We start from the raw sequence: 16,708 nt of genomic DNA on the forward strand, positions 1-16,708 counted from the left end.
TAATAGTCTTTAACAGTATTATTTTTTTACAAGTTTTAATATCTTCGCTTTTATTTTAATTATTTTTGTCTGTGCTATCTTCTTTTCCATTTCCATTATTTTCACTTAATTCATTTATTTTTTTAATAAGTTTTTCTTCTCTTTCACTCTTTGAATCTTTAGATGTTTTATCTGAAGAACTTATGCCTATATTACTTTTTATAATATTTTTATTATCTAAATCTTTTTTCTCACTAGGTATTACATTTGTTGTGTTTATATAAGTATTATTTGTTGTTTGTTTATTTTCAACTACATCATTAGCTCCATTTCTAAAACTGCTATTACTTTCACCTAAAAATGATTTTCCTAAATTAGCTGCACTATGCCCTATATTTTTTACCATAGAAGTACCCATAGATATTACATTTAGTAAAATAGACATACTACTCCTTTTTAGAGATTCACATATATGTTTTAGTAATTTAAAAAGGAAAAACATATATAAACAATCTATGAATATTGCTACAATTAATAATATCGTTGGGTCAGTTATACCAGAAAAAGGCATTTTGCTTCCAATGTATGATGTAAATCCTTCTCCCATGAGCATGGCGATTGTCCATGAAAATGCAATAGAGCTAGTTGTAAAAATTATAACTGGAAGTAATATCTGGTTAAATGTCTTTTCTAGAATTTTATTTAAAGGTGCGATTGATGTAGAGAAGCTTATTACCATCATCAGTAAAAATAATGACATCAATATTAATATTTTTATTGTTGGAATCAAAAATACTCCAAATATATCTTTAACTATTATAAAAAATCCTGTAAAAATAGATGTTTTGGCTAATATTCTTTCATATAAATCATTTTCATTTTTTATAGGTTCACCTGTTGCGTTGGCCAACATAAGCCTTTGGAACGCATCATAGTTAAAGTTTTTAAGTTCAAAATTTTGGGGATATAACTTTGTTCCACTTCCCAAAATCTTGTTATTGGAAAAAGAACTATTAAAATTAAATGTTGCCATCATAGCTGCAATATTTATAAGTGTTTCATCACTAAAATCATAATAGTTTATAAGATACATAAAATCTTCGTAAGTATCTTCTAAGACTTTCTGAATTCTGTACTCAACATCAGTTAAGCTATTTTCTGAAAGAGAATTTATATTCATATCTGCTTTTGAGAAAACCATTGGTCTTGTTTCTGAATTATACGAACTTGGATTTAGTGTATCTTCCACCAAATTACCTCTATTTAAACCAAATCCTCTACCAACATTGTAATCCTTTACTTTTAGTGTATAAAGTTGGTCAACCCACGGAGTATACATTTTCCATACACTTTCCATTGCTGTTTTTTGTTTTTTAGCTTCTTCAAATTGTTCTGAATAATCTGCTCCAGAGACACCATTTTCAAAATTATATTTATTTATTTTTCTTCCATAAATATTTGTCCAGTTATAAACATATTCATTAGATTGTCTTAGATATGGAATTACATAAGTAAACAATCCCTCTAAATCTAAGAAATCTCTAATTTGTGTATCTGCTGAAGTTTGTGTATCAAGAGATTTGAATACATTTTTTGTTAATAATGCAGATTTAAAGCCACCATCCATGACTTCATAACGACTTCGTAATACATTATAGAAATAATAGTAAGGGCTTTCTGTTAAAAGTAAAAAAGCATTAGAATAATCATCTTGAGAATAACTTGTTAATCCTGCTGTTTCCAAATCATAAGTTTCTCTAAAAATAGCACTTGTTATACTACTATTTGCTAATCCCCAATAACGATAATTGTCATTACTAATTTCTAAAACACTATCTTTTTTATCATCACCTTCATTATCACCAGTATTGTATCCAGTAGGAGTTCCATCATATTTATACACACCTACTTTATCTGAGTTGTCTTGTTTTGAATCTATTCCACTTCTTATTACTTTAAATCGATATGAAGGTAAATTTGAAATGTAAGAACAATAGTTTCCAATGTCTCCACTAACTTTATCTTTTTCAGAATCATTACTAACTAAACTGTCATAAGAAGATTTTGCATCTGCTATTATTGCACTATATGGTCTATACAAATAATTTACAAAATCATCTGTATTTACATATTCCTCTTGATTAAAAACATTACTAAATAAAAATCTAAATATACTCATGTTTTTTTCTAAACCACTTGAAACTATGTCTTCTGAAAATATTTGTTTAAACACATCTTCTTTTTTTGGTGACATCCACTTCAAAGTTACTGTAGCTTCATTTGAAGAACTGTTTATGTTATTATTACCTTGCCCAGCTGCATTTATCTTTTCGAGTCTAGTGTCCTCTATTGTTGTAGCTTTTGATTTATTTGTTTGAAGCAATTGTTCATTTTGTGTTATTGCCCAATAATTAAATTTCTTTGAAAATATACTATCACTAGCACTATTTGTTATATCAACCATATTTACAATTAATGATTGAGGAAGCATTAAAACAACAGCTAATAAAAAGAACATTATAACAGAGTCTTTTATGGTTCTTATATTAGTTATTACAGATAGAATTAACATAATCAATATAACTAATAAAGAACATAGATATAACATTCCATAATCTTTGATAACCCAAGACGTAAATGGTAAATCAAGAAGTGAAGGTAAGTTCACATATCCTACTGAAGAGCTATAACTACTTGTTATATCTTTCCCAACAATAAAAGAATTTCCTAACCAGGAGCCTGTTATTGATTTATGTGTTGATAATATGTATCCATCTATTGAAGATTTTAATAGAGAGTTTCTATATTCATTTGATTCTGGCTGTAATAATCCATAAATTTTACTTATTATATCTTTTTGCATATCCTCTAAGCTTTTATCTTGTGATTTATTTACACCATTATTATCTATAGTATTTAAATCTAAAGTTCCTGTAGTTGCTACATCTAGTGGTAATAATAAACCACTTCCACTACTTGTTGGGACTAATTTACCATCTTTTATTTGTATGCCTAAAATATTAACCATATATCCCCAATATATTCCAGACCAAAAGTTGTTTCCATCTGCTATATTTGTAGCTATCTTTGTTGATGAACCAGTTGCTAAATTTATACTTGCACCAGCTTTAGTATCATAACTCATCCAGCGTCTCACATCTTTTGATATAGAAACAACTTTATAAGCCAAACTTGTATATAATAATGTTGCGATTTTATTTATGTCATTTGTTTTAACACCATCTAGTCCTCCATAATCTTTTCCTTGCATTAGTATCCCTTTGTTTCTCATTATGAATGGTTTGTAAGTATTATCATCTTTTCCTACTATGCTCTCCACAGTCCACTTTCCATTTGATAAGTATGTCATATCTCTTAAAATAGTATCCATATAAGTCATCCCACATATAGCAGGAACACTTCCTTGAAATAGACCTTTATCTACTAAATTCATCTTGTTGCCTGGTAATAACATATGAAACATTAAACCTTTATTTGATAGAGAGGATAATGTATCATTTACTTGCTTTTGACTAGCATGGTTAAATGTTCCTGTATTAAAGAAAGAAACTAAGCGATTTAAAGAATCATCTGAAGCTTTTCCAGATATATAGCTTTTAGCTTTACTTTTCTGAGAATTTTTATCGCTATAAAAATCTTTAAGAAAGTTTAGAAATTTACTATTAATTGTACCTCCTGTGTAAAACTCTTGCTTTCCCTTCTCTTCTGCAGTAAATAAACCATCTTTTGAAACTAAATTTTGAAGTAAAGCTTCTGTATCCTCACCATTAGATTTAAAATTACCTGCATTTTGATTTCCTAATAAAGAGTTATTACCCTTAGATGCAGAATCAACAAAGTAATACATGTTATCTGTTATTTCACCTTTACCAGCCACTATAGCATCACCTAAAAAATGAGTTAACTTACTACGATTATTTTTATCTTTAGGAAATATTTTTTCGATATCCTTACTTAATGAACTATATTTATCAAAATCTAAAGATAATATTACTTTAAACTTACCACTTGAATATGAACCATTTATTTCTTTTGCATTTAATATCTTTTTAATATTACTTATAATAGATGCATCATTTAATGAATTTCCACCTTTTATAATTCTATCTGTTGACCCTAAAAAATCACTTGGAGATAACATACCATAGATACTAAGCATGTTACGTGCATCATCTCCTTTTAAGCGACTCTTTAAATTAAAATATGGTAAAAGTTTACTATCGCTACCATTTATTATATTATTGTCATCTACATTTATTAGTGCTCCCATTGCGAATACATTATTTAAAGGTATCTTATTAGCACCATTACTAAATGCTGAGGGGTTAAGACAAGCAGGGATTATAAGCATATATTTATCCATACTTACATCTGAATAACTTCCCCAAACATTTCCTATACCATCCATAAAAAGTTTTTTACAGGACCTTAACCCTTTTTCTCCTAAAACAACAGAGGGAACAACACCAGTCAGTATTTGCATCATTCCTTTATAGCCTTTTGTACTAAAATCTATAACTGTTTTACCATTACATGTTATTTTTTGTTCATTGGCCATAGCTGTTAAAAAAGCAATCCCATCTATTTCATTATTGTTACATTTCAATATACCCTTTGTACCTCCAAGACCATTATCTTTAGATACAACAGCATCATATAGTTTTGTATTCAACTCTAGAAAAGTAGAACTTTTATCATTTCCATCAAAATGTCTTTTACTCAATTTGTCAGCTAAGTCGTTTCTTTTAAAATCACTTACAATAGTTTTTCCAGGAATGAAATAATTTGATAAATAAGCTCCATATACTAGATATTCTTCTTTTGCAATTCCACCAGTATTTAAACCATTTCGTTCATTTCTAAAGAAAGATATCATACTAGTACCCATAGCTGTAGCATTATCACCACTTTCTGTCTGTGTTCCTGCACCATTAGTGTCAGTTGAACCTGTATCTTGTACAGGTTCAGCTAATACTATAGGTGAAAAAACAGAAAATAACATAATTGTTATTATAAACATGCTCATATATTTTTTATATGATATTTGATTTCTTTTATTTTTCACCTAGAATCCTCCTAACCAAGAATTAATTTTTATATATATAGAAGCAAGAAACTCTATCACTGGTGAGCCTAATATGAAAAAAGAACCTGCTAACAATGTTAAAAAAGCTATTTTCAATATATCTGTTAAAGTAACATATTTTTTCCCATTTTCAGAAGAAATATATTCATCTTTCATACATTGAGATATAGGATGTAATCTTCCAAAAGTGAGTATACTAACAATTAAGAACTTAACACCAAAGTTATGTGTATCAATGAAATATCCTAGAACTAAGAAAACTGCATAAGCCATCATTAGAATTCCAAATCCCATTGTTATTAGTCTCATTGCATAGATTAAACTATTGTTATTGCTATTTTTAATTTTAAGCTCAGAACTAATTTCATTCATTCTTTCCCAGTCTTTGAATGAGATAGTATTATTTTTCATCTCAAACTCTCCAGTTATATATTCTGTAGCTTCTTCAGCTGAAGCATTTGCCAATGCACGAGCTGTTGGTGAACGCAACCAACTTAGTAATTGTGTATTGTCATTTGTTGAATTATTTCTATATATTGAAAATCCACTATAAAGTTGTTCATCATTTTTTGTAATACCTGTATCGCCTGCAGGAATATCACTAGAATCATCATTTGTATTTGTTATTGGTTTTTCATTGTAATCAGGAAGCTTAGATTCATCAATGTATTCATCTGACTTAGCTTCTACTCCAGAGCCCATATCAGAAGCTTTAAAATCTCTTCCTGTTATTTTTTTAAATATATTTTTTACACCTTTTATCCAACCAGCAGTGCCCTCAGTACAATAATTCTTTCCTAATTCTTCTATTGTAGTTGGATTATGTTTTGCTATGTGATTGTAAGACACATTAAATATTCCTCTATTTATACCTTTTTCCATTGTAGAAAAGGCTCTATTCCCATTTGAAAAAGGATTATTTTTATGTGTAGCTGTTGGAGAACCTCCACATTCTTGTATCATTATAGCTACCATAAGAGCTGGATTAACTTTATATACATTTGATAGTTGTATTATAAGTTTTTCATGTCCTTTAATCTGTTTTCTAGTTTGTGTAGATAATTGAGATTCTGTTATCCCATGTCCCCAATCCTTATTAGCATTTTCAATATTAACTGTATTTTTAGATTTTCTAAATACAAAATTTTTAACCTTTGATAATGCTGATTCATCTTTTTCTACACTATCATTTTCATTATCTGCATAAACTTTAGGGAGTATAGAAGGAATTGAACTTCTTGAACCAACTTTAAATATATCTTCTATCTCTTCATTTACATATGCTTTACTCAATTTTTCTTCATTATCTGAACTATCCTCAGAATCTCCATCTTGTTTATCATCATTCGCTTCAGGACCATTTTCTTCTTTATTAGAAGTATTATTATCTTCATCTTCTTGATTCTTTTTATCTTCACTAGATTCTTCTGCTGATTGGATTTCTTCCTCTGTTGTTTCATTTGGTTTACCTTCTGTTCGTGTATCAAAATCTGTTTGTAAATAAAAACTATCTGTATTTAAATCAACACCAGTATGGTCCTCTGGAACTATATAATTAGAACCTTCATTAAATGCTATCTCATTTAAGTTTAACTGAGTTTTACCTGCACCAATATGGTCAGCTGACAATAATTCTAAATTACTGTTTTTGAATTCCAAATTATCTACATAGTTGTTATCAAATCTTATTTGTCTTCCTGTGAAATATGGTTTATTATCTTCAGTGTTATATACAACCTCATTAAAAACTGTTGGGACTATTGCTCCTACTACTTTCCCATCTAATTTGTAATTGTAAAAGGCTAAACCATCATCATCTATCCCAAAAGTTCTAAAACTAGCTTTATTTTGATAATCATCCTCACCATCTTTTAAAAATACTTGAGCATGAGTTATAAAAAGTTTAACATCATCTTTTAATTCATATCCTAGTGTCGAATTTATCTTATATTTATCACTATTTTCTTTCTTTTCAAATTTATAAGGAACAATAACTCTCATTAAAGTGGTTACTCGATTTAAAGGTTTAACTCTAGCATTTGAAAAAGGAAGCTTGTATGATTCTACTCCATCTGTATCTTTAACAGGGACTCCTTTTATATCCATTGATGTTTTGCCTTCAGCAGAAGCTTTATCCATAAAGGCTTTAAAATCTGGGTCTAAATCGAATTTTAATTTTCCAGCTTCACTATAGATTAAATCAATTTCTTTTTCTTTTTCCCTCCACTCATCATCTGTTTTAGGTACATTCTTAGCATCCATTTTACCTAAGAGTGGGTGGTAGAAATAATCTAAAGAATATCTAAGTAAACCATTAGATTTAAGAGGTCTTATGCCATCTTTTGTATGTTTTACATCTATAATATCTTTCAGAGGGATTTGTTTATTTGAATAGAATGTAAATAAATTATATCCAGTTTTTATTGCACCACCTGATATAGCTTGTAATACAACCATTTTATAAGCTTGGATTGCTAATATGGTCATATCAATTATTTCTTTATTTATACTATTTCCACTATCATCCACACCTCTAGGAATATACATTCTAAACTGAGTGGAGCCATCACTCATATAAAAGGCAATTGATTCATTATTTGTATATAATTTATCTAAATCATAGTCCCATAAATTAACCGTTTTTGCTAAATCACCACTGACTTCACTTTCACCAAATTTATCTTTTTCTAATTGCTCAAATTCAGTAATTACAGCATTTTGTTTACCTTTCAATATTTTTTCGAAGAGACCAGGCTTTCTATTCCATTTGGTTTTTAAAACCATACATCCATCTTCATCAAAATAATAAGAACCATCTGGAGGTTCACAATTCTGTGGCTTTACATGCGCTGTACCCCCATCCATTTTTGATGTGTCAGGATAATTTACATCTGGCATTGCATCGGCTATTGTTGTATCACCATTGAAATTACTATTGCTTGAAGAACCACCAGTCTCATTATCTAAATTAATAGTATATGACTTACCATCATATTCTTCTTTTAATTTTCTAACAGTATCCTGATGAGCTGCATTTAATGAGTTTGTTGTATGTGTTCTAGAGCCAATGAAATGTATATCAAAATGTCCATCTGCACCATTTCCTTTTACAGAATCATAATTTATGCCTGGTCCAAATCCATTTGACCTAGCTTTATTAGTATGTACTCTAGCTGGCTCACTTTCTAATCCTGCATGGAAAGCACCAGCCATTGATGCTCCAAACATTTTACCTTTACTATAAATTATTACTGGTCTACGTTCCCAGCTATCTAAACTTCCCCAAATACTTCTTAAAATATCTGTATCTTTTTGTGTCACAGTTTCAGTATCAGAGTGATTTGTACCTCCAGTTCGAATACATTTAAATGTTTTACCAGTTTTAACATCTGCTACAATAAAGCTATTATCTTTTGTATTTTTTGCATATTCATCCCGAGGTAATATCTTGTTAACTTCTGATGAATTTTCAAACCAATCTAAAAAAGATACTTTGCCTGTTACAGTATTGCTATTATTAGTACTTTCACCCATAGAGTTGTTTGATGGATTACCTAGACCGTTTATCCTATAAACTCTCACTTTTTCTTTTCCTCGTATCCCATTAGAATTTAATTTTGATATTTTTACTACGTCACCTGTTTGAGGGGCATGAATATATTGATAATTACCTAAATATATCATTACATGACCACTATTAGATAAAATATCACCTGCTCTTGCTTCAGATAAATCTATTTTTGTCATCCAACTAACTCTTCCATTGAAAACTGCTGAAGATGTTACATAATCATCTTTAAATCCTATTGTTTTTAAGCAGTAGTAAATAAGACCTGAACAGTCAAATGCATTTGGCCCTTTTGCCCCCCATCTATAGGGTTTTCCCTTTTGTGCTAATGATAGTTGAACAAACTTATCAGCTAAGTTATTATCAGCAAAGCTTTTTTTAGGGAAAGACAAAAATAATATACTACTAGAGGAAACTGTTATTAAAAGTATTAATAAATAAGATATACATTTTTGTATAAGCTTTTTAAAATTCACCAACTATTCCTCCTTGTAAAAAGAGAAGGAATTAAAAAACCTATCCTTCTCCCTTATAAAAAATGATTTTATAATAATCCACTTGCTAGACTCAAGAACCATGCTACAACACCACTTAATTCTCCAGCAACTAAATATACTAAGCAAAATGATACTATTATAAAAGAAAAAGCTTTTCGCTTAGCATATATCAAATGCTGACTTTTGAAGTTTCCAGATGATGTTATAGAAGATTCACATTCTTTTAGAGCTGAGTAAGCTTCTAAAGAGACTGCTGAAGGTTTTTGGCCACTGTTTCTTCCATATGGGAAAGAAAGATAAAGTAAATCTATAATTGTTGTAATTACTAGAGTAAATACGACAGTTATTGCACCCATTCCTAAAAGGACTCTTATAAATTCAGATAAAGGTGACATAACTCTCATTGCAGTGTAAGTATCTGCTTTAGTGCTATCCATTATCATAGGAATAAGCATTACACTAGCACTTGTGTTTTGTTGTCTTATTAAATCAAAAATATATTGCTGAGTTTCATCTGATACTTGTGAGTTTTTTAACTCATCAACAAATACACTTAAGTTTTGCTTTGAACTTTTTTTATCTGCTTGAGCAAATTCTTTTGAGTTAAACTTTATAGAACCTTCAGTCACTTGAAAAGCTGTTCCATTTAAAGTAACATCAGGATTAGCAGATTGAAGTGGTTGTTGACCACCTTTCTCAGAGCTATTTATTTTCTCAGCAATTTCTCCTAATGCTTTTTGGTCTGATTGTGGTATTTTTATATCAATTACTCCATCTTCTGAACTAGTGGGTGCAGTGTATGTCCCACCTGCATTGGCTGTTGTCTTTGGTTGTACTCCACCAGTACCATTTGTTACATTATCATCTACACCTACTGGGTCTGCAAATGATACATTGTTTAAAGAGAAAACAGTAATTAATGTCATTGCAAATATTATAAAACTTTTTTTAATTTTCACTACAATCACCTCTTTGATTTTCTGCATAGCGACTATACTTGGAATACAAAGTTATAAAACACCATGCTAATTATCTACCTCCTCTTTGTTTTAATAAAATCTTTCATCTATAATAAAATCTTTACACTATTAAAAATTATTTACTTTTAGAATTCTCAACCCATTTTCAAAAGTAAAATTAGCATAATAATGATACCTATTGTTAATATCCTGAAAATTAAATTTTCCCAAGTGGAGTCTGTGCTAAAAGTCTTAGAATTAGGGACAAATTTAAAAGTATACCCAGGTATAATTTGAATACCTGCACGAGTAAATGAATCCAAGAATAAGTGACTTGATATTCCTGAAATGAATCCTATTAACATTAAGCGAATTAATATTAATGAAATAGATTCACCATAAACTTTAATTCCTAGATTAATTACTGAAGACAATAGAATACATATACTCCCAACAAACATTAAACTATGTGTTTGCCAACTACGATGAACAGGTTTTGTTAGATGTATCAAGTAATGACAGAAATAGTTAAATGGAGTTTTTTCTTTTACATTACACCACGGATGGTCTAAATCACTTATTGTACTTCCAAATGAAGAAGCTGGATACATTATGGTTAATTGTACAAGTGGATTTATTTCATCAACTAATAGACCTTTATGCTTCATGTATGAAAAAACTACTAACATAGCTAATGTTCCTCCTGCCTTATGAGTTTTATATAGTATTTTTCTCACCACACTTTCTTATAAAAATAAAAAAAGTAACTGTTTTTATAACAGTTACTTTTTTTATTTTTTCTTTTAATAGAATAATAAATTTACAAGAAAAATCTTTGTGGTTTTATTATTTATTTTTTTATTTTATTTTCATTTATTTCTTTCACTTATTGTTTTTGATAATCTACAACGAATAATTTTTTTATCATCAATTATTTTTTGTTTTATTGAAACAATAGTATCAATTGTAACATCTTCACCTTCATCTATAGAATTATGTATACTATTTATATATTCAACTAAAACATTTTCAACAGTTATTTTAGGTATTCCAAGTTTATTTGATATTTCTGAGCTTCTTTCATGTAGATTTCTTTTTACTATCTTCTTCATCACAATCACCTCTTTATATAAGCAGCTCTTTATTATAAAATATAAATTTAGTTTTATCAATTTGTCTATAATCATATAAGTTTGTTAGGTAGTCTAACAACTCTATGAAATCTATGAGTACACTTTCATCTACTTGAATCATTACCTTCTCATTTGATTCTAATGCTTCACATATCTTTGATTCAGCTTCAAGTTTTAATTTGTTTAACTGTTCATTTTTTGATAAATCTTCTTTATTACGTTTAATACTTTTCTGTTCTCTTTTAAAATTCAATGACTTAAATTCCATTTATATATTCCTTTCTCTCTATCCAGAAATAGAATGCATTAATATTAAGATTAATTTGTGTGATAATATTGCTAATTTTATACCTAAATCAGAGAAAACAGTAGTCATTAATAATAAAACAACACTTACAATTAACAAAACAATACTTACACTTCTTCTTTTTAAATAAGAAATCAATAATATTTTCCTTTTTGGCATTTGCATTCCATCAAATCCTTGATTTTGTTGTTGACTTCTATCAAAATCACTAACACATGAGACTAATTCATCAGAAACCCAACGCATACTGGAATTTGTATTTTGAGAACCCATGCCATACATTTCACTTTGATTGCCAAAAGAAGAATTCCCTTTTTTATAAAGAAAGTTTCTAATAGGAGGAAAAGTTATGTAAATCAAATCAGAAGCAGTTATTGGTAAATACAATACCATTATTAAAACTGCAAAGATGGATACTGCTTTTCTAATTAAGTTCATGATTGGACTTAACATAAAACTTGCAAATGCTGTTTCTTCTGAAGATATTCTCATATTTGAAAGTATATTCTCTGCTGCTCTTATACTATCTTTATCTTGTTTACTAGAGTAATCTGGAAGATTGTTAGAAAGCCCTGGTTGTGGACTTTCCATACTATTATTTTCATTTGGATTAATACTATTATTATCTAAATCGCTTCCATTATTATTTTCAATTACTTCATTATTTTTTATTTCAGCATTATTATTTTCACCTATTCCATTTAAATCACCTATAACATCTGCATTTACATAGAAACTACATCCAATAATACATAGAGCCACAGAAATAAAAACAATTATTTTATATCGCATTTTATCAGCTCCTATCAATTTACTTTTAATCTATATTTATACACACTTAAATTTTAGTCGTAAAAATTTAAGTATTGGTGTTTGCCTTTTCTAATTTAAAGGTGACGCTTTAAATTAGATTCTAAGACTGTTTTATAATGTGCCATGTATATTTTTATCCATATCATTTTAAAATGGCTTTATTCTAAATAACTCAAAGATTCTTTATCTACTTTACTCAAATCGACAGGTTCATCTTGATATATATACATGTTCAATAGTTGTGCAGTTACATATAAGTCAGTTCTAAATACCCAACCATACTTTTTATATTTTCCCTCTTTACATAATGGTTCAAAAGGAACTGATAATGTGTCTATATCTTTATAATCCATTTTATGTACTGTATAAGCTAAATTTATAATCTGTTTAATATCTAAGCTAGTTTCTACATTTCCAAGAATAGATTGTACAATGTTAGGATATTTTAATATACTGATAGTTTTCATTTTTTCAGATATTGAACTTATTATTTCTCTTTGTCTTTTTGTTCGACCTTGCTCACCACCTGAGTTATATCTTACTCTTGCATAAGATAAAGCTTGTGTACCATTTAATCTATGCTTTCCAGCTGATTTTATATTATTTGCTGTATTACCTTGTATGTCATTTATATGTTGATTAAATTCTTTCAGTATCTTTTTATCAATATTTACATCTACTCCACCAAGTGCATCAATGACTTTTATAAAACTATTAAAATCAAGTAATACATAATCATCTATTTTTAATAAATAATTATCTTCTATTGTTTCTTTTAGCAAATCTATACCACCAAAAGCATATGCCCAATTAAGTTTACCTTTTCCATGTCCTCTTATTTCTACTAATACATCCCTATATAAAGTTGTCAATTTCACTTTATGATGAACTGTATCTATTGTAGCTATTATCATACTGTCAGTTCTAACACCATCTTTCACACCTCTTTTATCTGTTCCTAACAATAGTATATTAGTTATTCCATCAACCTCTTTAAAGTCTTTATTGCTATATTCGGATATTTTTTCATCATTAAAATTATAAATTTTATTTGTATTTACATTCCAACCAAATTTTTTATCATTGAAATCTGCATTTACTATCTCTGTTTCAAACCTTGAGGAACTTCCTATTGTTACAACTCCAATTGAACTTATAATTAAAATAGCTAATATTATCGCATATACGATTTTCCTTATTTTCATAAATTAACTCCCTTATATAACCAAATATAAATAAAACTAAAAAGCTAAATTATATTTTGTTATAATGTCTTTTTCTATAAATTTTATTTTAATTAATTTTCTTCAGAGAAATACTAATTTTTCATTTTTTTCAAATCCTTTCTCAATATTTTTATTTTTCTTCGAGTTTATTTCATCTATTTTAGTTAGAATTTCTTGTTCAGTATGATTGATTCCCATATCTTGTAACTCTTTTATAGATGATTTTGAACTATACATTGCCATTAAAACTAATTCTTCATCTGTCCAGATATTTGTCTTTATACATCTCTCATATATAAATACTAATTTACCGACATTGTCTTCTTCCTTTTCCTGTTTATAACTAACTCCACTATTTATTTCTTCTTTTGACATCAGCAAGTTATTCGAGATTTCCATTTCTATAGAATTACTTTCTGAAATATCTTTATATTCCTTTTCTTTATGTTTGTTCCAATCAGCTTTTGCAACATCATACGTTTTTGAATTTACTCTAATTCTATATCCTACGATATTTCCTTTGTAAGTTAAATACTTCATAGCAACCTTGTTTATTTTATTATTTTTCATATTAATTACCTCACTTTTTAATATTTTTACAAATTTTACATTTGACAATAATATCAAAAAAAAACTAATATAATTTTTTTGAAAAATTTTTTGTTTTTGTTACTATTATTATTCATACAATTTTTTATCAAATATCGTTATATTTAAGCAATAAAAATATGTTTTTGTTTATTATTGTAAATTTTAAACTTTTTACAATCTTCTATATTTATTCATAATATATTTATATTTACAAAACATTCCTTTATTTATTAGATTTTCTTAGTAAATAATCTAATAATTATATTTTGATTAGAAAAAATTTGTTTTTATTGAAATTTATAAATACTATTTAAATTATTTTTATTTAAAGCATTTATCATACTATTTACTTCTAATAAATTAATTTGTTCTTTCAAAAACTTTTTTCTTCTTTATTAATCAATTAATTCACCACATTATATTTTTATATAAAAAAACAAAAAAATAATATAAAAAAACAAAAAGGAACTAAAAAGTTCCTTTTTATTATTTTATATTATTTTTTTGTTCTTCTTTTTCTTTAGGTGTATTTTTTACTCCTAATATTTTTTGAATTCCTAAAGCTACAAGAGCTGCATGGCTAGGTGAAGACTGTTTTCTACTAACTCTTTCAATAGATATAGTTTCTAGATATTTACCATATCTTTCTTTAAATTCATCTTTGATTTTCCAAAGACCTGTTTCTGGGTCTTCTATATCAATTGTAATAAAGTTTGATTGACTTCCAGAATTGGCTTTTTCTTTAAAATGAGGTGTTGGAAGTTCCTGCTCATTTCTGAAGTATTTAGTAGCATTAAAGCCTAATTTTATAGCATCTGGTTGTCCTTGATAGCTAACTGCTCCACAATATTCATCACTTGTTAAAAATATCATTGCCTCCATCATGTTTAAATCAAATTCTTCATTGGCTCTAACATTTTTCCATTTTATATCTTTATCATAATCAATTCCTGTTAGTGGTGTAATACTAATATCTATTCTAGGAATACAAGTATCCTTACGAGATTTAAAAAATGCTCCAACAGTTGTAGGGACTTTATATGAAACTGATTCACTATTTCCTGTTGAAGATACTACTTTACTTTTCTTTATTTTTGTTTGACTTTCTGCCCCTAAAAAATATAATAATTCTAAATTTCTTGATTCACTACCTAATTTATTTTTTTCTTCGTCTGTTTTATTTGCATAAACCTCACGACCAAATTCAACTAATTTGTTGGTAGCTTCAGATTTTCTTTTTTTATTTTTATCATTACTATCATCTTCTAATTCATTTGCTTTTATAATTTCTTCTTTTTCTGTATTTCCTTCTTGAAAGCTATTTTTTAATTCTTCTGGTATTTCTAGAGCCATATTTTTTTCCTCCTTTTTATTTTCATTTATTTTATTTTATTTTTTATTTTTGCAAATTTACTACTTAATTTATATTTTAAACTCCAGATTTTTTTTAGTCAACTTTTTAAAAATAAACTATTCTTCAATTTTTATAACTTCACATATGAAAGGTATTTTTATACCATTTGTATTTGTATATGTGTTATATGTAACATTTAATTTATTTCCTATTTCCATTGTATTATATATATTTTGATTTACATACAAAGATATTTTTTCATTATTAGAATTTAAAAGTTCCATTGCAAATATTATTTGTTTTCCATCTCTCTCACTCTTATTTAAATCAGCTAGCATTAATTTTTTTTTTGATATAATCATTATTTCTGTTTTAGGATTATTAAAATATTTTAAAACATCATTAGAAATTTCTTTTATAGATGAAGTTTGCACTAAAGATTGATTTATATCTTCATTATTTATATTATCTTCATCATTTTTTTTACTTGTGTTAATATTATTTTTATTTTCTACATCATTTGTATTACTATCTTTTATTTTAGTTTCACTTTTTACTGTTTTACTTTGTGGATTTTCTTTTTTATCAATATTTTTTGTTAGATAAAAGATACTTATTGATATTATAATTAAAATCGCACCAACAATAATACCTGCTTTTTTATTCCCAATTCCAGATTTATTATCAGACATAATAACACTCCTATCTATTTTATGAAAGTTTCAATTTTATCATTAAATTTATCTAATTTATTTCCCATTTTTATATCAAAAATGCTTAATCCTTTTTCTAAAAGTTTTTTTATATCATTATCATCATCAAGAAAAGTATTTCTTGTGTGTAAATCTATAAAATCTTCTTTAATGTTATATTCTGAAGCTAATAAATCTCCACAATGTTTTTTTATGCTTAATTTCACTTTTTCATCTTTTATATCTTCAAGAAGAGTTTCTTCAAAAGTAACAGGTATTTTATTTGAGAGAAATTCATATCTTTTTATATCTTTATTTTCATATTCGTATATTCTGAGTAATTCATTTAGATCAGAAACAGTCTTAAAAATAGTAGATATGTTTTCCGGACCAGTTTCAGTAATAGATATTTTGGGACTATAGTTATCTACTTCTTTCAAGATATTTTTTATATATGTTAGATATATTTGCATACCATCCAT

At 27.4% G+C, this 16,708-nt stretch carries 12 protein-coding genes; all 12 read right to left on the reverse strand.

The genetic code is table 11. From position 1 onward, the window contains the following. Positions 1-55 precede the first annotated feature (55 nt). The 12 genes from Q3304_RS08850 to Q3304_RS08905 all read right to left on the reverse strand — a co-directional run bounded on the left by Q3304_RS08850 (position 56) and on the right by Q3304_RS08905 (position 16,708). Entirely contained in the window at positions 56-5,065 is a 5,010-nt protein-coding gene (locus Q3304_RS08850) for a hypothetical protein (RefSeq protein WP_407813439.1), read from the reverse strand. Beyond that, a complete protein-coding gene (locus Q3304_RS08855; protein WP_407813438.1) occupies positions 5,066-9,130 on the reverse strand; it encodes a C40 family peptidase in 4,065 nt (1,354 codons plus the stop codon). Positions 9,131-9,198: 68 nt separating this feature from the next. Continuing rightward, the gene (locus Q3304_RS08860; RefSeq protein ID WP_407813437.1) at positions 9,199-10,110 is read right to left on the reverse strand and encodes a hypothetical protein; all 912 of its coding nucleotides are present in this window, start codon (positions 10,108-10,110) and stop codon (positions 9,199-9,201) included. A 155-nt stretch (positions 10,111-10,265) separates the two neighbouring features. Continuing rightward, positions 10,266-10,850, reverse strand: a complete 585-nt coding sequence (locus tag Q3304_RS08865) for a metal-dependent hydrolase (protein ID WP_407815423.1) — start codon at positions 10,848-10,850, stop codon at positions 10,266-10,268. A 129-nt stretch (positions 10,851-10,979) separates the two neighbouring features. Beyond that, complete coding sequence (locus Q3304_RS08870; RefSeq protein ID WP_021382382.1) at positions 10,980-11,222, reverse strand: hypothetical protein; 243 nt, start codon at positions 11,220-11,222, stop codon at positions 10,980-10,982. A gap of 13 nt (positions 11,223-11,235) precedes the next feature. Next, positions 11,236-11,496 (reverse strand): hypothetical protein, encoded by a 261-nt coding sequence (locus Q3304_RS08875; RefSeq protein ID WP_407813436.1) that lies wholly within the window; start codon positions 11,494-11,496, stop codon positions 11,236-11,238. Positions 11,497-11,529: 33 nt separating this feature from the next. Further along, positions 11,530-12,342 carry a hypothetical protein gene (locus Q3304_RS08880; RefSeq protein WP_407813435.1) on the reverse strand — a complete coding sequence of 271 codons (813 nt, stop codon included), beginning with the start codon at positions 12,340-12,342 and terminating at the stop codon, positions 11,530-11,532. 179 nt (positions 12,343-12,521) lie between these two features. Further along, positions 12,522-13,568, reverse strand: a complete 1,047-nt coding sequence (locus Q3304_RS08885) for an LCP family protein (protein ID WP_407813434.1) — start codon at positions 13,566-13,568, stop codon at positions 12,522-12,524. Positions 13,569-13,670: 102 nt separating this feature from the next. Continuing rightward, complete coding sequence (locus Q3304_RS08890) at positions 13,671-14,159, reverse strand: hypothetical protein (RefSeq protein ID WP_407813433.1); 489 nt, start codon at positions 14,157-14,159, stop codon at positions 13,671-13,673. A gap of 507 nt (positions 14,160-14,666) precedes the next feature. After that, positions 14,667-15,533 (reverse strand): hypothetical protein, encoded by an 867-nt coding sequence (locus Q3304_RS08895; RefSeq protein WP_407813432.1) that lies wholly within the window; start codon positions 15,531-15,533, stop codon positions 14,667-14,669. A gap of 117 nt (positions 15,534-15,650) precedes the next feature. Continuing rightward, entirely contained in the window at positions 15,651-16,226 is a 576-nt protein-coding gene (locus tag Q3304_RS08900; RefSeq protein WP_407813431.1) for a hypothetical protein, read from the reverse strand. A 14-nt stretch (positions 16,227-16,240) separates the two neighbouring features. After that, positions 16,241-16,708: a hypothetical protein gene (locus Q3304_RS08905; RefSeq protein ID WP_407813430.1), complete on the reverse strand. Its 468-nt coding sequence runs from the start codon at positions 16,706-16,708 to the stop codon at positions 16,241-16,243.

This window comes from Clostridioides sp. GD02377, assembly GCF_045899875.1.
Classification (GTDB): domain Bacteria; phylum Bacillota; class Clostridia; order Peptostreptococcales; family Peptostreptococcaceae; genus Clostridioides; species Clostridioides difficile_A.

Bases quoted from the DNA above. Each gene is read 5' to 3' on its own strand.
- Q3304_RS08870 (WP_021382382.1), bottom strand. From the start codon at position 11,222: ATGAAGAAGATAGTAAAAAGAAATCTACATGAAAGAAGCTCAGAAATA.
- Q3304_RS08900 (WP_407813431.1), bottom strand. From the start codon at position 16,226: ATGTCTGATAATAAATCTGGAATTGGGAATAAAAAAGCAGGTATTATT.
- Q3304_RS08885 (WP_407813434.1), bottom strand. From the start codon at position 13,568: ATGAAAATAAGGAAAATCGTATATGCGATAATATTAGCTATTTTAATT.
- Q3304_RS08880 (WP_407813435.1), bottom strand. From the start codon at position 12,342: ATGCGATATAAAATAATTGTTTTTATTTCTGTGGCTCTATGTATTATT.
- Q3304_RS08890 (WP_407813433.1), bottom strand. From the start codon at position 14,159: ATGAAAAATAATAAAATAAACAAGGTTGCTATGAAGTATTTAACTTAC.
- Q3304_RS08905 (WP_407813430.1), bottom strand. From the start codon at position 16,708: ATGGATGGTATGCAAATATATCTAACATATATAAAAAATATCTTGAAA.
- Q3304_RS08895 (WP_407813432.1), bottom strand. From the start codon at position 15,533: ATGGCTCTAGAAATACCAGAAGAATTAAAAAATAGCTTTCAAGAAGGA.